21 protein-coding genes are annotated in these 19158 nt (G+C 67.6%); 12 read left to right on the top strand and 9 right to left on the bottom strand.

What is annotated here, in order from left to right:
• Genes AC04ME_RS17910 through xseA form a run of 3 tightly spaced genes read right to left on the bottom strand, consistent with a single transcriptional unit; the run spans nucleotide 1 to nucleotide 2199 of the window.
• Nucleotides 1-639: a DUF4245 family protein gene (locus AC04ME_RS17910; RefSeq protein ID WP_475436389.1), complete on the bottom strand. Its 639-nt coding sequence runs from the start codon at nucleotides 637-639 to the stop codon at nucleotides 1-3.
• A complete protein-coding gene (locus AC04ME_RS17905; RefSeq protein ID WP_042542048.1) occupies nucleotides 636-875 on the bottom strand; it encodes an exodeoxyribonuclease VII small subunit in 240 nt (79 codons plus the stop codon). The genes AC04ME_RS17910 and AC04ME_RS17905 overlap by 4 nt, the downstream gene beginning before the upstream one ends.
• A gap of 31 nt (nucleotides 876-906) precedes the next feature.
• On the bottom strand, nucleotides 907-2199 hold the full coding sequence (gene xseA / locus AC04ME_RS17900; RefSeq protein ID WP_475436387.1) for an exodeoxyribonuclease VII large subunit: 1293 nt from the start codon (nucleotides 2197-2199) through the stop codon (nucleotides 907-909).
• 54 nt (nucleotides 2200-2253) lie between these two features.
• Between xseA and AC04ME_RS17895 the strand changes: the two genes are divergently transcribed.
• The 3 genes from AC04ME_RS17895 (at nucleotide 2254) to AC04ME_RS17885 (ending at nucleotide 4950) form a co-directional block, all read left to right on the top strand.
• Nucleotides 2254-3333 carry a 4-hydroxy-3-methylbut-2-enyl diphosphate reductase gene (locus AC04ME_RS17895; protein ID WP_197066103.1) on the top strand — a complete coding sequence of 360 codons (1080 nt, stop codon included), beginning with the start codon at nucleotides 2254-2256 and terminating at the stop codon, nucleotides 3331-3333.
• Nucleotides 3326-4126 carry an IclR family transcriptional regulator gene (locus AC04ME_RS17890; RefSeq protein WP_475436385.1) on the top strand — a complete coding sequence of 267 codons (801 nt, stop codon included), beginning with the start codon at nucleotides 3326-3328 and terminating at the stop codon, nucleotides 4124-4126. Before AC04ME_RS17895 ends, AC04ME_RS17890 begins: the two co-directional genes overlap by 8 nt.
• A gap of 284 nt (nucleotides 4127-4410) precedes the next feature.
• Nucleotides 4411-4950, top strand: a complete 540-nt coding sequence (locus tag AC04ME_RS17885; protein WP_475436383.1) for a DUF6264 family protein — start codon at nucleotides 4411-4413, stop codon at nucleotides 4948-4950.
• Nucleotides 4951-5010: 60 nt separating this feature from the next.
• On the opposite strand, the gene fbaA is transcribed toward AC04ME_RS17885, so the two are convergent.
• A complete protein-coding gene (gene fbaA, locus AC04ME_RS17880) occupies nucleotides 5011-6039 on the bottom strand; it encodes a class II fructose-bisphosphate aldolase (protein WP_042542045.1) in 1029 nt (342 codons plus the stop codon).
• Nucleotides 6040-6221: 182 nt separating this feature from the next.
• Between fbaA and glpX the strand changes: the two genes are divergently transcribed.
• The gene (glpX, locus tag AC04ME_RS17875; RefSeq protein WP_042542044.1) at nucleotides 6222-7208 is read left to right on the top strand and encodes a class II fructose-bisphosphatase; all 987 of its coding nucleotides are present in this window, start codon (nucleotides 6222-6224) and stop codon (nucleotides 7206-7208) included.
• Between the two features lie 157 nt (nucleotides 7209-7365).
• Complete coding sequence (locus AC04ME_RS17870) at nucleotides 7366-7662, top strand: hypothetical protein (protein ID WP_042542043.1); 297 nt, start codon at nucleotides 7366-7368, stop codon at nucleotides 7660-7662.
• Between the two features lie 2 nt (nucleotides 7663-7664).
• On the opposite strand, the gene AC04ME_RS17865 is transcribed toward AC04ME_RS17870, so the two are convergent.
• Together AC04ME_RS17865 and AC04ME_RS17860 are read right to left on the bottom strand one after the other, a co-directional pair.
• Nucleotides 7665-9017, bottom strand: coding sequence for a DNA recombination protein RmuC (locus AC04ME_RS17865; RefSeq protein ID WP_042542200.1), 1353 nt, complete (start codon nucleotides 9015-9017; stop codon nucleotides 7665-7667).
• Nucleotides 9018-9061: 44 nt separating this feature from the next.
• Nucleotides 9062-9655 (bottom strand): exonuclease domain-containing protein, encoded by a 594-nt coding sequence (locus tag AC04ME_RS17860; RefSeq protein ID WP_042542042.1) that lies wholly within the window; start codon nucleotides 9653-9655, stop codon nucleotides 9062-9064.
• Nucleotides 9656-9714: 59 nt separating this feature from the next.
• Between AC04ME_RS17860 and AC04ME_RS17855 the strand changes: the two genes are divergently transcribed.
• Complete coding sequence (locus AC04ME_RS17855) at nucleotides 9715-10464, top strand: class I SAM-dependent methyltransferase (RefSeq protein ID WP_042542041.1); 750 nt, start codon at nucleotides 9715-9717, stop codon at nucleotides 10462-10464.
• Between the two features lie 49 nt (nucleotides 10465-10513).
• Nucleotides 10514-11587, top strand: coding sequence for a redox-regulated ATPase YchF (gene ychF / locus AC04ME_RS17850; RefSeq protein ID WP_042542040.1), 1074 nt, complete (start codon nucleotides 10514-10516; stop codon nucleotides 11585-11587).
• 63 nt (nucleotides 11588-11650) lie between these two features.
• On the opposite strand, the gene AC04ME_RS17845 is transcribed toward ychF, so the two are convergent.
• Together AC04ME_RS17845 and AC04ME_RS17840 are read right to left on the bottom strand one after the other, a co-directional pair.
• Nucleotides 11651-11923: a hypothetical protein gene (locus tag AC04ME_RS17845; RefSeq protein ID WP_056376492.1), complete on the bottom strand. Its 273-nt coding sequence runs from the start codon at nucleotides 11921-11923 to the stop codon at nucleotides 11651-11653.
• Between the two features lie 94 nt (nucleotides 11924-12017).
• Entirely contained in the window at nucleotides 12018-12797 is a 780-nt protein-coding gene (locus AC04ME_RS17840; RefSeq protein ID WP_042542039.1) for an alpha/beta fold hydrolase, read from the bottom strand.
• A gap of 84 nt (nucleotides 12798-12881) precedes the next feature.
• Here AC04ME_RS17840 and AC04ME_RS17835 point away from each other — a divergent pair, with 84 nt between their 5' ends.
• Both AC04ME_RS17835 and AC04ME_RS17830 read left to right on the top strand, forming a co-directional pair.
• Nucleotides 12882-14648 carry a GNAT family N-acetyltransferase gene (locus AC04ME_RS17835; RefSeq protein WP_309687067.1) on the top strand — a complete coding sequence of 589 codons (1767 nt, stop codon included), beginning with the start codon at nucleotides 12882-12884 and terminating at the stop codon, nucleotides 14646-14648.
• Between the two features lie 40 nt (nucleotides 14649-14688).
• A complete protein-coding gene (locus AC04ME_RS17830) occupies nucleotides 14689-14844 on the top strand; it encodes a hypothetical protein (protein WP_153302151.1) in 156 nt (51 codons plus the stop codon).
• Nucleotides 14845-14981: 137 nt separating this feature from the next.
• On the opposite strand, the gene AC04ME_RS17825 is transcribed toward AC04ME_RS17830, so the two are convergent.
• Complete coding sequence (locus AC04ME_RS17825) at nucleotides 14982-16088, bottom strand: N(5)-(carboxyethyl)ornithine synthase (protein WP_475436426.1); 1107 nt, start codon at nucleotides 16086-16088, stop codon at nucleotides 14982-14984.
• A gap of 248 nt (nucleotides 16089-16336) precedes the next feature.
• On the opposite strand from AC04ME_RS17825, the gene AC04ME_RS17820 reads away from it, so the two are divergent.
• The 3 genes from AC04ME_RS17820 to AC04ME_RS17810 are packed head-to-tail and all read left to right on the top strand — an operon-like array spanning nucleotide 16337 to nucleotide 19156.
• Entirely contained in the window at nucleotides 16337-16900 is a 564-nt protein-coding gene (locus tag AC04ME_RS17820) for an alpha/beta fold hydrolase (RefSeq protein ID WP_309687074.1), read from the top strand.
• A 5-nt stretch (nucleotides 16901-16905) separates the two neighbouring features.
• Complete coding sequence (locus AC04ME_RS17815; RefSeq protein WP_475436378.1) at nucleotides 16906-17442, top strand: isochorismatase family protein; 537 nt, start codon at nucleotides 16906-16908, stop codon at nucleotides 17440-17442.
• Nucleotides 17443-17491: 49 nt separating this feature from the next.
• On the top strand, nucleotides 17492-19156 hold the full coding sequence (locus AC04ME_RS17810) for an ABC-F family ATP-binding cassette domain-containing protein (protein WP_475436376.1): 1665 nt from the start codon (nucleotides 17492-17494) through the stop codon (nucleotides 19154-19156).
• The last annotated feature ends 2 nt before the right edge of the window (nucleotides 19157-19158 follow it).

The raw sequence follows: 19158 nt of genomic DNA, 5'->3' as shown, positions 1-19158 counted from the left end.
TCACTCCGAGAGGTCGCGGATCTGGGGGACGAGAGACTCGGCGAGTTCCGCGGTGGAATCGGCGGAACGCGAGCCGTAGAGCAGCAGGTAGTCGTCACCCGCCTGGGTGCCGATGGCGTAGGTGATGTTCTGCTTCGCCCCGGCATCACCGATGTCGTAGACATCCCATTCCAGGCCGCCGATCGACGTCGTGTCGGTGGGCGCGGTGCCGTTGAGACGCTGAGGCGCCCATGAGGAGTCGGCGTCGAAGGCCTGCGCGAGCTTGATGAATCCGCGCTCGTCCTCGGCGGACGGCGCCAGGGTGACGTCCCAGACCACGGTGGCGGCGCTCGTGAGCTCGGCGGTGTTGACCCGCCAGAAGTCCGCCAGATCGGGCACGATCACCGGGCGATCCATGGTGGATTCCACGTCGCCGGCGATGCCGACCACGTCGATCTTCTGCGTGGTCGCAGGCTCTCCGCGCGGAACGGCCAGCACGATCACCGCGACGATGGCGAGGGTGACGATCAGCGCGGCGACCAGACTGCGCACGGTCTGACTCGAGCGGTAGGCCTTGCTCGAGGCGGCCTTGCGTGCGGCGGTCTCCTCGGGAGTCTCCGGACGCCCGAGCTCGGCGACGATGGGAGCCGGCTTGTTCACGATTCGTCTCCCTCGGCGGTGCCGGTCGACGTGGCGCGCGCGGCCTCGAGGCGGCGCTTCGCTCCGAGCAGCCATTCTTCGCAGCGAGCAGCGAGCGCTTCGCCGCGCTCCCAGAGTGCGAGCGACTGTTCGAGCGTCGGAGCGCCCTGTTCGAGTTCGGAGACGACCTTCACGAGCTCATCGCGAGCGGCCTCGAATGACAGGGTGTCCACGGGGGTGTCATTCAGCGCACTCACGCCTCCATCCTACGCGGTGCGCACGACACCCTCAGCCGGAACGAGGCACCGGTGCTTCCTCGATCTCGCCTTCGGAGCGCGCCGCGATCGAGCCGCGGTCGACGGTGATCGTCAGGCTGCTGCCTGCCGGTGCGTCCGCGGCGTCTCGGAGGATCACTCCGCCGTCGAGGTGGGCGATCGCGTAGCCGCGCGACAGTGTGGCTGCAGGAGAGAGYGCCCTCAGCGAGGCCCGAAGTTCGCTGGTCGCGCGACCGGCCGCATCGTGTTGGCGCCTGATCGTGTCGCGGCCGCGCGAGAGCAGCAGCCACACGTCTTGGGAACGCGACTCGATGATCGGGTCGGGAGAGCGCAGAGAGGGGCGCGAGCGCAACTGCTCCAGCTGCGCGATGTCGTGCGAGAGCCGCTGCGTGAGCCTCGTCGTCGCTCTCGAGCGCAGTTGCGCGATCAACGCGCGCTGCTCGCTCACGTCGGGGACGACGCGCTTCGCGGCATCCGTGGGAGTCGAGGCGCGCAGATCGGCGACGTCGTCGAGCAGCGGGTGATCGTTCTCATGGCCGATCGCGCTGACGATCGGCGTGGATGCTGCCGCCACGGCCCTCACGAGACGCTCGTCGCTGAATCCGAGAAGCGTCTGCGGGTCGCCACCGCCCCGGGCGATGACGATGACGTCGACATCGGGGTCGGCGTCGAGACGCGCCAGCGCCGCGAGCGTCTCCGGCACGCATCGGTCGCCCTGCACGGCGGCGTACTCGGTGCGGAACCGCACCTGCGGCCAGCGGAGCTCCGCATTGCGGTGCACGTCCTTCTCGGCATCGGACTTCTCGCCGGTGATCAGACCGATCACGTGCGGGAGGAAGGGCAGGCGCTTCTTGCGTGCCGGATCGAACAGTCCCTCCTGGCGCAGCTGCAGACGGAGCTTCTCGAGCTTCTCGAGCTGGTCGCCGAGACCGACGTGCTTCATCGCGGAGACGGCGAAGCTGAAGTCGCCGGCCTTCACGAAGTAGTCGGCCTTGACCGCGGCCACGACATGATCACCCACTGCCAGGTCGCCGGGGATCYGCGGGCGCACACTCGACCAGATCCGGATCGAGATCTGCGCGTCGGAGCGGGTGTCCTTGAGGCGGGCGAAGATGTTGCCGCCGCGGACGTTCCAGGACGTGATCTCGCCCTCCACCCACACGGTGTTCCACCGGGCCACGAAGTCGCGGATCGTGGCGTTGAGACGTGCGACCGATGTCGGAGCATCGGCCGATGAGTCGCGCGGAGCGACCGCATCCGCCGGGGGAGTCTCGCCGGATCCCGTCGAGGCTTCGAAGACCGTCATCCGCTCAGTGCACCTTCCCGCTCCTGCTCAGGTTGTCGACGGTAGAATTCAAGAGTGACCTCGACTGCCGTTCATCTGCCCCTTCCGCGCGTTCCACGAGTACGTGGGGCGGCCGGGCGGCTTCAGGATAACCCGGTCGTCGGGAACAAGCGCGTTCTGCTCGCCGCTCCGCGCGGATACTGCGCCGGGGTCGACCGCGCCGTGGTCGCCGTCGAGAAGGCGCTCGAGCGCTATGGCGCCCCTGTCTACGTGCGCAAGCAGATCGTGCACAACATCCACGTGGTGACCGAGCTCGAGGACAAGGGTGCGATCTTCGTCGAGGAGGTCGACGAGGTTCCCGAGGGTGCGCATGTCGTCTTCAGCGCGCACGGCGTCTCACCTGCCGTCGTCGAGGCGGCATCCGACCGCGGACTCCATGCGATCGACGCGACCTGCCCTCTGGTCACGAAGGTGCACCGCGAGGCCGTCCGCTTCGCCCGCGACGACTTCGAGATCCTACTCATCGGCCACGAGGGCCACGAAGAGGTCGAAGGCACTGCGGGTGAAGCCCCCGAGCACGTGACCATCGTGAACTCGCCGGCCGAAGCCGACACCGTGCAGGTGAAGGATCCCTCGAAGGTCGTCTGGCTCTCGCAGACCACGCTCTCGGTCGACGAGACCATGGAGACGGTGAATCGCCTGCGTGCGCGGTTCCCCGAGATGCACAATCCGCCGTCCGATGACATCTGCTACGCGACGCAGAACCGTCAGGTCGCCATCAAGAAGGTCGCGGCGAACGCCGACCTCGTGATCGTCGTCGGTTCGTCGAACTCGTCGAACTCGGTGCGCCTGGTCGAGGTCGCACTCGAGTACGGCGCGAAGGCCGCCTATCGCGTGGACTACGCCGAAGAGGTCAAGCAGGAGTGGCTCGACGGCGTCGCCACGGTGGGCGTCACCAGCGGCGCTTCCGTTCCGGAGGTCCTCGTGCACGAGGTGCTCGAGGCGCTCGAAGGAGCCGGGTACCGCGACGTCGAAGAGGTCAAGACGGCGGAAGAGGACCTGATGTTCTCGCTGCCGAAGGAACTGCGGCAGGATGCTGCGGGCCAGCGCGATGCGCGTGCGCTGGGAGGTCGTTCCTCCGGTGGGAATGCGTGACAGTGGCGCCACGGAGGCGGCACCGACGCTGATCGGCTCGGTTCAGCGTGCGCTCCGGCTGGTCGACATCGTGGCGAACTCGCCACGACCCGTGCCGGTCAAGAGTCTCGCGGCGCGAACGGGTCTCACTCCCGGGACGACGTACAACCTCGTGCGGACGCTGGTGCATGAGGGGTATCTCGTGAGCGAGCCCGACGGTCTGGTTCTCGGCGAGAACTTTCCCGCATTCCGTTCGCGGTCCGATGCGGGCGGCGTGTTCTTCGCCCATGTCCGCGCGGCGCTGCGCCGCGCCACCGAAGAGGTGGGCGCCACCGCCTACCTCTCCCGCTACGAGAATGGCGAGCTGCACCTCGTCGACATCGTGGATGCTGCTCGCAGCCCGCGGATCGACCTGTCGGTCAGTCTCGACTCGAGCGCGCACGCGACARCGCTCGGCAAGCAGATCCTCGCGGACCTGAGTCGCGATGAGCGGATGGACTATCTCTCGCGCCACCCGCTGGAGCAGCTCACGTCCCGCACGATACGGGACCCGCAGGCTCTGCTGACGGCGCTCGAGCGTTCCCGCGGATTCGCCGTGGACTGTGAGGAGTACGCGATCGGAAATGCCTGTGTCGCCGTTCCGGTGACCGCTCCGAACATCAGAGCGTCGCTCGCCGTCTCGCTTCCGGTAGGCCATCCGCGGCTCGATCGCGGCCTCGTCGAGAAGCTCCGACTGGTGGCACGGCGGTTGTCGCTCCAGCTGGGTGCAGAAGCGCTGGGCGGCAGTGCCTCCCGTCTCGCGACGTCGTTCTGACGCTCGCCGCTTACAGCGCCGGCGTCTCTTCACTATCTGAAGAAGTGCCACTGGTGCTCGGGCACACGCTTTCCATAACATGTGAGAAGTAGTCGTCTGTGCAATCGGCGCTACTGGTGGTGGAACGTCCCCAGCGTTCCTCGATCCACTTGGATGACGAACGTCCCCAGCGTTCCGAGTCCGCGGCCCCGAGGAGTCCCCACTCCTCCGGGGCCGCCATCATGTGCGGGCGGTTCAGACGCTCCCTGGGAACACCTCCTAGTCGATCGGACTAGCATGCTGGGATGACGGACCAGCGGCCCCAGTACGGCGAAATCGCGACCCTCGACGAGCAGCGCAGGGCAGCCGGGCTGCCTCCGCTGGGCGAGGTTCCGACCGCCGAGGTCGGTGCACCCTCGAGCCGGCCCGCTCAGACTGGCAGCGCCCCGACCGGTTCGGCCCCCGCGCGTCCGCGTCCGGTCGACCGATTCGTCACGATCGCCCTGCTCGCCTACGGTCTGGTGAACGTCGTCATGACGGGCCTGTCGTACCTCGACTTCTCCACGGCGATGAATCAGATGATGAGCGTGCTCGGTGTGGACGGAGAGTTCACGAACTTCGCGCAGGGGAGAACCTGGGGCACGATCGCGGCGATCGTCCTGGCGGTCGGCTGGTCGCTGACCGCGTTCTTCTCCATCCGTCGCCTTCGCACCGGCAAGCGCTCGTGGTGGGTGCCGCTCGCCGGCGCGGCGATCACTCTGCTCGTGGCGTCCGTCTGCGCCTCGATCCCGCTGATGAACGATCCCGCCTTCATCGACTTCGTCGCCAAGACAGCCGGTCAGTGACCGTCTGAACGACAGATGCCCCCGGCCGATCGGCCGGGGGCATCTGTCATTCGGGACTGATCAGCTCTTCGACTGTCCGTACGAGCCGAGCTGGCGCGTGGACTCGACCACGCGAGCGGCCATGGCCGTCTCAGCGATCTTGCCCCAGGCGCGCGGGTCGTACTGCTTCTTGTTGCCGACCTCGCCGTCGACCTTCAGGACGCCGTCGTAGTTCTTGAACATGTAGTCCGCGATCGCACGGGTGTACGCGTACTGCGTGTCGGTGTCGATGTTCATCTTGATGACGCCGTTAGCTACCGCGAGGGCGATCTCGTCGTCGGTCGAGCCCGAGCCGCCGTGGAAGACGAGGTCGAGCGGCTTCGGGCCGGTGTTGTACTTCGCGGCGACCTGCTGCTGGATCTCGCCGAGGAGCTCGGGGCGCAGCTTCACTCCGCCGGGCTTGTACACGCCGTGGACGTTGCCGAAGGTGAGAGCGGCGATGTAGCGACCCTGCTCGCCGAGGCCGAGAGCCTGCACGGCCTGGTCGACGTCCGCGAAGGTCGTGTAGAGCGCGTCGTTGGAGCCCTCGTGCGCGACACCGTCTTCCTCGCCGCCGACGACGCCGATCTCGACCTCGAGGATCGCGTTGATGTTCTTCATGCGGGGGAGGAGATCCTTGGCGATCTCGATGTTCTCCGCCAGGGGGACAGCCGAGCCGTCCCACATGTGCGACTGGAAGATCGGGTTGCGTCCGGCCTTGACCTCTTCTTCAGAGGCGGAGATCAGCGGCTCGACGAAGCCGGCGAGGGCATCCTTCGGGCAGTGGTCCGTGTGGAGCGCGACGGTGATCGGGTAGTTCTTCGCGACCTCGGTCGCGAAGCGGGCGAAGGCGAGTGCGCCGGTCGCGCGTGCCTTGACCGTGTGGCCGGCGAAGTAGTCCGCTCCACCGGTGGTGACCTGGATGATTCCGTCGGAACCTGCCTCGGTCAGGCCCTGGAGGACCGAGTTGATCGTCTGCGAGCTGGAGACGTTGAAAGCCGGGTACGCGAAGCCGCCGGCCTTCGCGCGGTCGAGCATTTCGGCGTACTGATCCGGGGTGGCGACGGGCATGAGAACTCCTGCGATTTGGGAAGCCGGGACAGCAGTCACTCTATCGGGGCTGACTGTCGGATGCTGTCGGAGCGGACCGGCCGACTTCCTCCTCCTGCGCCCACGTTAAGAATCGCACTTCCTTCGTCGCCGCCTGACCGAAAACAGGCGTTTCGCGCCCGCCCGATGGTTAGGCTGACCGCATGGTTAGTCTTACAGCGGATCTGAGCCCCCTTCGTCCCGATCGAAATCTCGCGATGGAGCTGGTGCGGGCCACTGAGGCAGCCGCCATCCGTGCCGTCCCCTTCATCGGTCGTGGCGCGAAGGAAGCGGCCGACGGCGCAGCCGTCGATGCCATGCGTGCGTTCCTCGGAACCGTGGCCTTCCAGGGTCGTGTCGTGATCGGCGAGGGTGAGAAGGACAACGCGCCGATGCTCTTCAACGGCGAGGAGGTCGGCACAGGCACTGGCCCCGAGTGCGACATCGCGGTCGACCCGATCGATGGCACGTCGCTGACAGCCGCGGGGCGCCAGAACGCGCTCTCCGTCATCGCCGTCTCCGACCGGGGCTCGATGCTCGACGCGTCGTCCGTGTTCTACATGGACAAGCTCGTCACGGGACCCGCCGGCGTCGGAGTGGTCGACATCCGTCTTCCGATCGGTGAGAACATCCGCAAGCTCGCGGGGGCCCTCGGAAAGCCGGTGGACGAGATCGTCGTATCGGTGCTGAACCGCCCGCGTCATGAGCAGCTGATTCAGGAGATCCGGGATGCCGGGGCCGGTACGCGACTGATGAGCGACGGTGACGTCGCCGGTGGCATCAACGCGGCCAGGCACGCCGCGCGCACCGACATGTGCGTGGGCGTCGGAGGCAGCCCTGAGGGAATCGTGACGGCGTGTGCCATCAAGGCGCTCGGCGGGCACATCCAGGGGAGACTCTGGCCTCGCGACGACGACGAGCGCCAGCGCGGCATCGATGCCGGACTCGACATGGACAAGGTCTATGAAGCCAACGACCTGGTGCGCGGAGACAACACGATCTTCGTTGCCACGGGTGTCACGGATGGGCAGCTCGTGGCCGGCGTCCGCCGTGAGCACGGGTACATCTACACCGAGAGCGTCGTGCTGCGCGGCGCGTCGGGAACCCTTCGGAGGATCGCCTCGGAGCACCTCGTCTCGAAGTGGCTCTGATCTCTGAGATCTGAGCGGAACCGGTCATCGTTACCGACCCGGTACCGCCGTGCGCAGCGCCGAGCCGAGGTTTCTCGCGCGTCCGTGTCACAATTGTCACTGGATTTGTCGCCGTCGACGGAGCCGCCAGGCACCGCAGGCACAGGAGGGCAGACCGATGACAACGCAGCACACGAATGGTTCCAAGGCCGCGCCGACCAAGATCGTGACGACGCCCACCGGTCGCATCATGCGGATCAATGTCGATGAGGCCGGTGTGCCTCTCCCGACGGGGACTCCGGCGCCGCCTGTGGTCAAGACCGCTGTCGCAGACCCCGCTCGTCGCGCTGACGTGCTGTTCCGAAAGCGCCTCGATGAGGGGCACGAAGTCAGCTCCTGGTGGATGATCGGCGCTTTCGTCGTGACCAGCGGTCTCGTCATCCTTCTTCTCAGCGGCGTGCCGGGCGTCGCCTGACCTCAGTTCCGGGGCTCTTCGGGGTCGATCGCTCCGAAGGCCGAGCCCGTCTGCACCGACTCTCCGTTGCCGAGACGAGAGCGGACGTCTCCGACGTCGGCCTGAATCGGTGAACCCGGCTCCTCGGATGCCTCGCCCTCGGCGTTGCGGATGCCGACGTTCGAGTCGAGTTCCTTCTCCGAGTCGATCATGAGCTCAGGCGCGGTGAAGCGTCGGGTCTGCGCGGTGACCGCGGGTGCGACCGAGTCGAGTGTCGACGAGCTGATGCCGGGGAACTGCCGAGCTGTCACGAGCACTCGGCTCTCGAGCGAGCCGGCGAACCTGTTGTAGCTGTCGACCGTGCGCTCGAGCGCGCGGCGAAGATCATCGGCATGACCGGCGAGCACCCCGAGCCGGTCGTACAGCTGCGTTCCCAGGTTCAACAGCGCTCGTGCTTCGGTCGACACTTCCTGCTGCGTCCAGCTGTACGCGACGGTCTTGAGCACCGCCCACAGGTTCACGGGCGATGCGAGCGCCACCCGCTTGCTGAAGGCGTAGTCCAGCAGCGTCGGGTCTTCATCGATGGCCGCCGCGAGGAGCGACTCGCTCGGGAGGAAGCAGATGACGAACTCGGGGCTCGCGTCGAGACCCGACCAGTAGGCCTTCTTCGCGAGTGCGTCGATGTGGGCGCGCACCGCCTTCACATGCTTCTGCATGTGCGCGCGTCGCTGGGCCTCGTGCGCGTCGCCGATCGGCAGCGCCGAGGCCTCGAGATAGGCGTCGAGCGGCACCTTCGCGTCGACCGCGATCGACGTGCCGCCGGCCAGGCGGATCACCATGTCGGGGCGGCCCTGGCCGCGGTCTGACGAGATGGTCGACTGCAGGTCGAAGTCGACGTGACGGATCAGCCCTGCGGCCTCGACGACGCGGCGCAACTGGGTCTCGCCCCAGACGCCTCGCGTGGCTGTCGATCGCAGCGCCCCGGCGAGCGATTCGGTGGTCGATCGCAGCGCCTCGTCGGACTCCTGCGCGCGCCTGAGCTGCTCCGCGAGGGAACCGAACTGCGCATGCCTCTCCTGCTCGATGGCCGAGACCTTCTGCTGCATCTGCTGCAGGCTCTCGCGAACGGGGGCGAGCGCCGTGAGCACCGCATTCTGCTGCTGCACACGCTGCGCCTCGGCGCGCTGCTCGAGTCGCGCGTGCTCGACGGCATCCCGATACAGGTCGTACTGCCGGTCGCGATCGTCTCGGGCGGCGGCGAGCTCCGCCTCGATGCGGGCGAGATCCGCCGCACCGCGCGAGCCGTGGAGGAACCAGCCCACTGCGACGCCGGCCACGAGCGCGGCCAGGAAGAGAACGAGCGTGAGAGCATCCATGTGCTCCATGATGCGCTCGGCCACGGACATTCGTCCGGTGCGACTCAGGCGACCGCGCGCTCCGGAGTGGCGATGACCGGATCGGTCACACGCAGCGCGAGCGCATCGGCCAGGGAGAAGACGTCGGACGCGCCGTGCCGGCGGGCGGCATCGATGATGATGTGCGCGCAGGCGAGCGCGTCAGCGAGCGCGTCATGGTGCGAGAATCCGGTGAAACCGGCGGCCTCGGCGGCCTTCGGAAGACGGTACGACTCGAGCTCGTAGGTCTTGCGCGCCACCTGCAGGCTGCACAGCGAGCGATACGGCGGGCAATCGCCACCCGTGGCCTCCGACGCGCGGCGGAGCACATTGAGGTCGAAGCCCGCGTTGTGCGCCACGAGCACGTCTGCACCTGCGAATGCGCACAGGCGGTCGAACTGATCCGCCCAGCTCGCGGCGTCCCGCACATCGTGCGCCCGGATGCCGTGGATCTTCGTGTTCCACTCCTGGAACTCGTCGTGCCCGGCGGGCGGGCGGATCAGCCATCCGGCCGTCGCGACGATCCGGCCATCGCGCACACGCACGAGGCCGACGGAGCAGGCGGAGGCGGGGCTGGAATTCGCCGTCTCGAAGTCGATAGCGGTGAAGTCCAGTGGCACATCCCCACTCTCTCCCGGCATCCGAGACGCTCCCGGATGACTCGCCGTAGGCTGGCGACATGAGTACCGAGCGAGCGACATCCTTCGGCGCCGAAGCCGCGAACTACGAGGCCGGGAGACCCGACTATCCCTTCGAAGCGGTCGCGTGGATGCTCGAGCCGATGCCGCACGGTTCTCGTCGCATCGCCGATGTCGGCGCGGGCACGGGCAAGCTCACTCGCGTGCTCGCTCAGGCGCCGGACGCCGAGGTCGTGGCCGTCGACCCGGACGCCACCATGCTCGAGACCCTGCGTCTGAGCGTTCCCGGTGTTCCCACGTTCCAGGGGACCGCCGAGCGGATGCCGTTGCCCGACGCGAGCCTCGACGCCGTCGTGCTCGGTCAGGCGTGGCACTGGGTGCAGCCGGCAGCCGCGTCTGCCGAGCTCGGACGAGTCGTCCGCACCGGGGGAGTCCTCGGGTTGATCTGGAACATCCGCGACGAGCGCGTGGAGTGGGTTCGTCGCCTGACGGACATCATGCACAGCAGCCCGGCCGAGAACATGGTCAACGGCCCCGGGTCAGATGGTCCGCGCATCGAGGCGCCCTTCACGCACGTCGAGAAGCAGCAGTGGGAGTGGACGCGCGCGATGAGCAGGACGAAGTTGCACCAGATGGCGCTCTCACGCAGCTACCTCATCACCGCTCCCGCCGACGAGCGCGCGGAGATCACGCGACAGATGGACGACCTGTTCGACGAGTTGGGGCTCGAGGGCGACTCGACGATCGACCTCCCCTACGTGGCGCACGCGTTCCGCGCCGTGCGCGCCTGACCGGCATCCCGGAGGGGCTGCGCATCTGCGGCAGGTAGACTCGACCCCCGTGGCTCTCACTATCGGAATCGTCGGCCTGCCCAATGTCGGCAAGTCCACCCTTTTCAACGCTCTCACCAAGAACGACGTGCTCGCGGCGAACTACCCGTTCGCGACGATCGAGCCGAACGTCGGGGTGGTGAATCTTCCCGATCCGCGTCTCGACAAGCTCGCCGAGATATTCGGCAGCGAGCGCATCCTGCCCGCAGCGGTGTCGTTCGTCGACATCGCCGGTATCGTGCGCGGTGCCAGCGAGGGCGAGGGGCTCGGCAACAAGTTCCTCGCGAACATCCGCGAGGCAGATGCGATCGCCCAGGTCGTGCGCGGTTTCGCAGATGACGATGTCGTGCACGTCGACGGCGCGGTCAACCCGGCATCCGACATGGAGACCATCAACGCCGAGCTCATGCTCGCCGACCTCGAGACCGTCGACAAGGCGATCACGCGGTACGAGAAGGAGGTGCGCGGCAAGAAGATCGAGCCCGTCGTCCTCGAGACCGCCCACGCGGCCAAGGACGCCCTCGAGCGCGGTGTGCTGCTGTCTGTCGCCGGCATCGATCTGACCCCGATCCGCGAGCTCGGGCTTCTCACGGCCAAGCCGGTCATCTTCGTCTTCAACGTCGACGAGGGCGTGCTCACGAACGATGCGCGCAAGGCGGAGCTCGCCGCTTTGGTCGCTCCGGCGAAGGCGATCTTCCTCGACGCGAAGATCGAGTCCGAGCTGATCGACCTCGACCCCGAGGATGCCGCAGAGCTGCTCGCGTCGACCGGCCAGGACGAGTCCGGTCTCGACCAGCTCGCCCGCATCGGCTTCGACACCCTCGGTCTGCAGACCTACCTCACCGCTGGCCCCAAAGAGGCTCGCGCGTGGACGATCCCCAAGGGATCCAAGGCGCCGCAGGCTGCCGGCGTCATCCACACCGACTTCGAGAAGGGCTTCATCAAGGCCGAGATCGTCTCGTTCGACGACCTCGTCGAGACCGGCTCCGTCGTCGAAGCCCGCTCCAAGGGCAAGGCCCGCCTCGAGGGCAAGGACTACGTCATGCAGGACGGCGACGTGGTGGAGTTCCGCTTCAACAACTGAGCGGGGTCCGGCCCGAGCGCTGAGGAGATTGAGGGCGGCTCGCACGACGCCGCGGGTCGCGAATCAGATCTCGTCGCCACGCAGAGCACGCACGGTCCAGCCGACCCGCACCAATGCCTCCGCAAGGCGGTCGGCGGCAGCCCGCGCGACGTCGAAGCTCGCATCGGAGCAGACGTCGACGGCGATCGGCGGCGGATCGGCGAAGCGTGGTATCTGCACCTCCGCCCAGGCGTCGGGCGAAAGCGGCACCCGAGGGGACGCGGTGCGTGCGTCTCTGATGGCACTGTCCGACGCGAAAGCGATGACGTCCAGCGCATGGAGCTTCGTGATCGGCATGTCCACGACGATGGTCACGACGAAAGCCGCGTTTGCGGTATCCCGGAACTCTGGCCTCACCGCATGAAGGTATCACTCGGCGCGAACAGCCGGTCTAGCCGCGACGCTCGACGTCCTGACGCAAGACCTCGGGCCACGCTTCGACATCTCCCGGGGTGCGAGCGACCGCAAGAGTTGCATTCGGGAGCAGTGCGGCGAGGGATTCGGCGGTCGACAACGGGTGGCCGGGATCATCGACCCATGCCAAGATCGTCGTCGGCACATCGATCTGCGCGACGGCCTCAGGGGCAGGAAGGTCGCTGAGGGCCGCGCCGCGCAGCAACGACGGCAACAGAGCGTCGGCGACGTCGGGCCATGTCTCCGGGGCGCCGACGGTGGCCGGGGGCGGAACTGATCCCCGCGTGGCGGCGTGGAATGCTTCCACACCGTCAGACTCGATGAGCGCAGCCGCTGCTCGGTAGTTCGCGGCCTGATCGGGTCTGGTGTCCCACGCGGTGGGCGGCACCATGAGCGTGAGCCCGGTGAAGCGGTCAGGCTCGAGCGACGCGGCGTGCAAGAGCGTCGCGGCGCCCATGGAGGGGCCGACTCCATGGACGCGTTCGCCCGGGAACCAGTGATCGAGCAATCGCAGAAGATCCTCGGCGAGGTTGTGCCAGCGGTAGTCCTCCGGGACCTTTCGCCCCGTCGACCTGCCATGGCCGCGTGCGTCGTATCGCAGCAGTCGTGTTCCGCTGAGCCCTCGACCCAGATCGAGATTGAGCACTCGATCGCGGGCACGGCTCGACGTGAGACCGTGCAGCTGGACCACCGGGTGTCCGCCTTCATCGCTCAAGGACACAGCCAGCTCGGCTCCGGGCACCTCGAAAGTGGGCATCGGGCTCCTCGATCGGGGACTCACCGCGTCGGCTCGGGCAGTCGTGGAGTTTTCAGGTTATCTGGGGCCGCTAAGGTACTGCCCATGCGACTGACCAACGTCACGCACCTCCGCCTCCCGTTCGGACGGCTCTGGGGGTACGACGTGAGCGCGTCTGGGCTCGGGCGACGCATCCCCGTGTCATTCGATCAGCGACTCCATGTCGGAGCAGGCGACCGATCGGGCTCCTGGATGGCACTGTCCTTCCGGCTGCCTGCAGCGACTCGACGCGAGTCGATCGCCGATGCCTGGCTGGCTGTCGTCGCTCGCCACGGCACGCTGCGATCGGCATTCGCGCCCGGTGCTGACGGCGATCCCGTGCTTCACGAGATCGAGATCGGCCCCGGAAGCTGGGTCGAGCATCAGGTGGCCCCCGGCCAGGCTGTCAACGATGCCTTGCGGGACATCCTCGACGCGGCATGTTCGCCGTACCAGCATCCTTCGCATCGCCTGTGCGTGTTGGAGACCGCTGCGGGGCTCACGGTCGTGATCGCGGCGGACCACGCGCACGTCGACATGTGGTCGATGCTGGTGATCGCGCGCGACCTGCTGTCTGCCCTCGATGCCGAGAGGGCAGGCGCGAAACCGATGCCGGAGGCGGCGCCGGCGTTCGTCGAACACACGCAAGCATTGCTCGATCGGGATGCTGCGCCAGACCACGTTCGTCAGCGATGGAAAGCCATCATCGAGGACAGCGGCGGTGTGATGCCGCAGTTCCCGTTGCCGCTCGGCACGCCCGAGCCGCATCGTGAGCGCGTGGAAGTGCGCGATGTGTTCGACGTCGACGACGCCGCAGCCTTTGCCGTGCAGGCGCGTGACGACGGCGTCTCGACCCTCGCACGCGCGGTGGTCGCGATGACCGCGGTGACGCGCGAGTTGGCGGGCACCCCGCTTCGAGCCGTGTTTCCCGTGCACAGCCGCTTCGAGGACACGTGGCATGACTCGGTCGGCTGGTTCATCACCAACTCCGTCCTCGAGTCGGACGTCGCCGAGCCGCGCGCGGCGGCGGCCGCGGTGAAAGAGGCGGTGCAACTCGGTGCGTGGCCGCTCGCCGACGTACTCGCTCCGTGGGGTGGCATGCCCGTAGCGCCTGGGATGTTCGCGATCTCATGGCTGGACCTGCGCAGGCTACCTGTGCGAATCGACTCCGTCGCGCTCGACGCCCAGTATGTCAGCGCGGCGACCGACACCGACGGCGTCATGCTGTGGTTCATCCTCGATGAGTCGGGCCTGCACCTGCGATGCCGCTATCCCGATACCGCTGAGGCTCGCGCCAACGTCGGCGGGTGGCTCGACCTGCTTGTGGCCAGACTGCAGGCGGACGCGCGGTCCTCTGTCCGTGGGCGACTGCAGGTCGCCGACCGGACCTTCCGGCTCGAGCGTGCGAGCCGTGATGACATCGAGGCCATCGCCGCACTGCTGCTCGATGATCAATTCGGCTCGGACCGTGAGAGCGTCGAGCTCGAGCGATATGAAGCCGCCTTCAGCGCGGTCGCTCGCGACAGTTCCCACTATCTGGGGGTTGTCCGCGACAGTGCCGACCGCATGGTCGCCACGATGCAACTCACCGTCATCCCCGGCCTCTCGCGCGGTGGTTCGACCCGATTGCAGATCGAGGGACTGCGGGTTGCGCCGGGGGAGCGGTCACGGGGCTTGGGCACGGCGATGCTCGAGTGGGCACACGAGTTCGGTCGCGCGCGGGGCGCGCGACTGGCGCAGGTGACCACAGACGAAGCACGTGATCGGACTCGCGCCTTCTATACCCGACTCGGATATCAGACTGCCCACGTCGGGCTGAAACGGCACATCTAGCGGCGTACGCTAGCCGTGTTGCCGACCGAAGGACTTCGCCGTGTCTGATCACAATGTGCACATACCCGCCCCGGACGAGCCGTCGGTCCCGGAACTCGAACTCGACGAGACCGTCGCGCCGCGACCGGAGGAGGAGATCGCCGATGTGCTGCGGACGGAACCCGACCTCGAAGACCGCAGCGATCACTCCGAGTGAGAAGGCGTCTGAGGCTGGGGTGAGGCCGTGGCGCGTGCTTGGCACGCGTAGTCGCGCAAGGCCACGCGCACGGTCTTGATCTCGCCTCGGGCCGGTGACGGCGGCTGCCGTCGCCGTCTGCGAAGCTCGGACCCTCGCTACGCGACGAGGGGGTGCGGGTAGGTGGCGTCTCGGCCCTGGAAGCTCAGGATGCTGGGGTTCTGGATCACTCCCTGGCGGATCTCGATCGCGCGTGTGAGCGTCGAGTTCTCAGCCCATGCTTCGGGACCCGAGAGCACGGTGCGGAGGAAGGGCAGCAGCGCTTCGCTGATGTCCCACGTGGCGGAATTCCACAGGTATGACGGGCTGTGATCGACGGCGTAGTAGTTCACGCCCTGACCCACCGTGAACATCGGCTCCTCGAACGACGTCGGGATGGCCCATTCGAAGCCCATGCCCTCGTCGCAGGAGACGTCGATGATCAGGCTGCCCGATGCGAATCGGTCGAGGTCCTCGGTTCGCAGATACGTCAACGGCGCTGCGACGTCCTGCAGGGTGCAGTTGACGACGATGTCGTACGTCGCCAGGAAATCGGGGAGGAGCACGGGGCCGTCCTCCGTCTCGACTGTGCTGAGGTGCGTGGGCCCGTCGTCGGTGTTGAGCTGGGTGAGATGAGAGTTGTGGATGGGGGAGCCCACCGCCGCTGCCCCGCGCTGCGTGAGGACTTCGATGTCGTGGACTCCGTGCGCGTTCAGTGCGGTCACTGCGCCTCGTGCCGTCGCGCCGAAACCGATGACGACGGCGCGAAGTCGCGGCCCGTAGTCGCCGGTCGAACCGACGAGGCTCAGAGCATGGATGACCGAGCAGTAACCGGCCAGCTCGTTGTTCTTGTGGAAGACGTGCAGACTCATGTCGCCCTGTGAGGTCCAGTGGTTCATGGCCTCGAACGCGATCAGTGTGAGGCGGCTGTCGATCGCGGTCTGCGTGAGTGCCGCATCCTGCACGCAGTGCGGCCATCCCCAGAGGATCCGCCCCTCGGCGAGCTCGGCGACGTCTGCGAGCTGCGGTTTGGGCAGCAGCAGGACGTCGGCGGAGGCGAGCACCTCGGCGCGATCGGCGACGCGTCCCACGCGGGTTTCGACGTAGCCGGGCTCGAGCTGGAAATCGGTGCCGTAGGCGCGCTCGACGATCATGCGAGCACGAATATCCGCGTCGATGCGGTCGAGATGGCGGGGATGGATGGGGAGGCGTCGCTCGTTCTCCATCGAGGAGTTCGCCAGCACACCGAGGGTCAGAAGCCCCTGGGTCGCGGTCGAAGTCGAGGGTGACGTGCGAACTGCGGACGAGCGTGTCGTGTCGGACAACGGGTTCCCATCTTCGGGGAACCAGGGTCAGCTCCTGCCCTGACTCTATGCCCCTGGGCGGCGGGGCGTCGCGCGGGGCCGATCTTCGCGTCCTGCTCGGACTACGCTTGATATCGATCCCTGACACTCGAACGAGGAGCCGCGCGCCCATGACCGATACCCAGATCTTCGAGCCAGAGGGCCGCGCGATCCCCTTCGTGGACGAGGGAGACGGCCCCGTGAAGCTGGTTCTGATCCAGGAGCAGGGGCTCGCCGCCGACGTTCTGGGCGTCGCCGCGCACTACCTCGCCGAGGAGGCGGGCTTCCACGTGCTGCGGATCGGGCACCGGTCGGAGTCCGAGGCGACGCTCGACGAGCGCGTCGAGGACGCCATCGCCGTGATCGATCACGTGGGCATCGAAGACACCTGGGTCGGCGGTCACGGCTTCGGCGGCACGATCGCACGTGCGCTGGTGTCAGCGCACAGCGACCGGGCCAACGGCCTGCTGCTGCTCGGTGTCGAGGACGTCGACATCGCGGTCGCACCGGCGATCCCCGTGCTCATCGTGCAGGGGACCGAAGACACCGACACCCCCGCAGCGAACGCAGAAGCACTGCAGGCGACGATCCCTGACCGGTCGAGCATCAAGACGATCGCGGGCGACCACCTGTTCCCGATGCACCACCCGATCGAGACCGGCGTGATCATCGAGGAATACCTGGACTGGGACTGACTCCGATGGCAGCATCTGGCCGCACCGTCGTCCTCGCGATCGATCTGCAGGCCGGAGTGACCCCCGGGTGCTTCGACGAACAGGGCGTGCTCTCCCGCGCCGCAGCCCTGGTCGACAGAGCTCGCGCAGCCGGAGTGCCCGTCGTCTGGGTGCATCACGACCCCGTCGGCGTGGGCACGCCTGAATGGGAGCTGGCGGCTCCGCTGCATCGCGCAGAGGGCGAGCCCCTCGTGCGCAAGGACTACCGGGACTCGTTCGCCGACACGACCCTGCGCGCGACGCTCGACGAGCTGGGTGCGACGCGTCTGGTGATCACCGGCGCGCAGTCCGACTTCTGCGTGCGCACCACCACGCAGCGCGCAGCAGCCGAGGGGTACGACGTCACGCTCGTGAGCGACGCGCACACCACGGTCGACACCGCATGGGACGGCGTGCCGATCTCGGGCGAGCAGATCGTCGCACACACCAACATGTACTTCTCAGGACTGCGGTATCCGGAGCAGGAGTTCGGGATCGCGACGCACGATCAGGTCGTTCTCTGACGACCCGACCCGAGTCTGAGATTCCCTCGCCGCCTGAGATGATGGTCTGATGACCGCCACCCTCGTCGCCCAGAACCTGGCAGGCGGCTACGGCCACCGCATCCTCTTCGAGGGGCTCGACCTGACGGTCGCTCCTGGCGACGTGATCGGCGTCGTCGGGGCGAACGGAGCGGGCAAATCGACGCTTCTCCGCCTTCTCGCCGGGGTGGAAGCGCCGATGGGAGGGTCGATCTCGCTCGCACCCACTGACGCGTTCGTCGGGTGGCTGCCACAGGAGCACGAGCGAGTGGAAGGTGAGACGGTCGCGGAGTACATCGCGCGCCGCACCGGGTGCGCGGCGGCGACGCGAGATATGGATGCGGCTGCGGCGGCGCTCGGAGACCCGACGCTCGCCCCGGCGGGCGCAGACCCGGCCGACACCTACTCTCAGGCGCTCGACCGGTGGCTCGCAAGCGGGGCGGCCGATCTCGACGACCGCATCCCTGCCGCGCTCGCCGACCTCGGGCTCCCGAGCGGCAGCGGTGTCGCGGCTGATGCGCTCATGACGGGGCTCTCGGGTGGTCAGGCTGCTCGCGTCGGGCTCGCGGCGTTGCTGCTGTCGCGCTTCGACATCGTGTTCCTCGACGAGCCGACCAACGATCTCGACCTCGATGGGCTCGATCGACTCGAGTCGTTCGTCCGCGGACTCCGTGGCGGTGTCGTGCTCGTCAGCCACGACCGCGAGTTCCTGGCGCGCAGCGTGACTCGTGTGCTCGAGCTCGATCTCGCACAGGGATCGAATCGCCTCTACGGCGGCGGCTACGACGCCTTCATCGAAGAACGAGCCGTCGTGCGCCGGCACCTGCGGGAGAAGTACGACGAGTTCGCCGACAAGAAGGCCGACCTCGTCTCGCGTGCCCGCACCCAGCGCGAGTGGTCGAGCCAGGGTGTGCGCAACGCGATGAGGAAGTCGCCGGACAACGACAAGATCAAGCGCAAGGCGTCAGCCGAGTCGAGCGAGAAGCAGGCGCAGAAGGTGCGTCAGATGGAGAGCCGGATCGCGCGCCTCGACGAGGTCGAGGAGCCCCGCAAGGAGTGGCAGCTGGAGTTCACGATCGGTTCGGCGCCTCGATCGAGCAGTGTGGTGTCCACGCTCAGCGGTGCGGTGTTCCGGCAGGGGACCTTCACCATGGGGCCGCTTTCGCTGCAGATCGATGCCGGCGACCGCATCGGCATCACCGGCCCGAACGGTGCCGGCAAGTCGACGCTGCTGCGAGCTCTTCTCGGGCGGCAGGAGCCGGTCGAGGGGACGGCGAGTCTCGGGAGCAGCGTGCAGATCGGCGAGATCGATCAGGCCCGATCCTTGCTCACCGGTGACGCGGCGCTCGCGGACGCGTTCGAGGCTCTCGTTCCCGAGCTGACATCGGCGGAGGTGCGCACCCTGCTGGCCAAATTCGGCCTCAGAGCCGACCACGTCACCTGCCCCGTCGGCGCCCTGTCTCCGGGCGAGCGCACCCGGGCGGCGCTGGCGCTGCTGCAGGCGCGCGGAGTCAACCTGCTGGTGCTCGACGAACCCACGAACCACCTCGATCTGCCGGCCATCGAGCAGCTCGAGCAGGCGCTCGAGTCGTACGCGGGCACGCTGCTGCTCGTGACGCACGACCGGCGGATGCTGGAGGCCGTGCAGACGAACCGTCGATGGAGCGTCGAGAACGGCCAGGTGAGCGAGGTCTGAGG

Source organism: Microbacterium sp. LjRoot205 (genome assembly GCF_056175745.1).
This window is presented reverse-complemented; position numbering and strand designations above follow the sequence as displayed.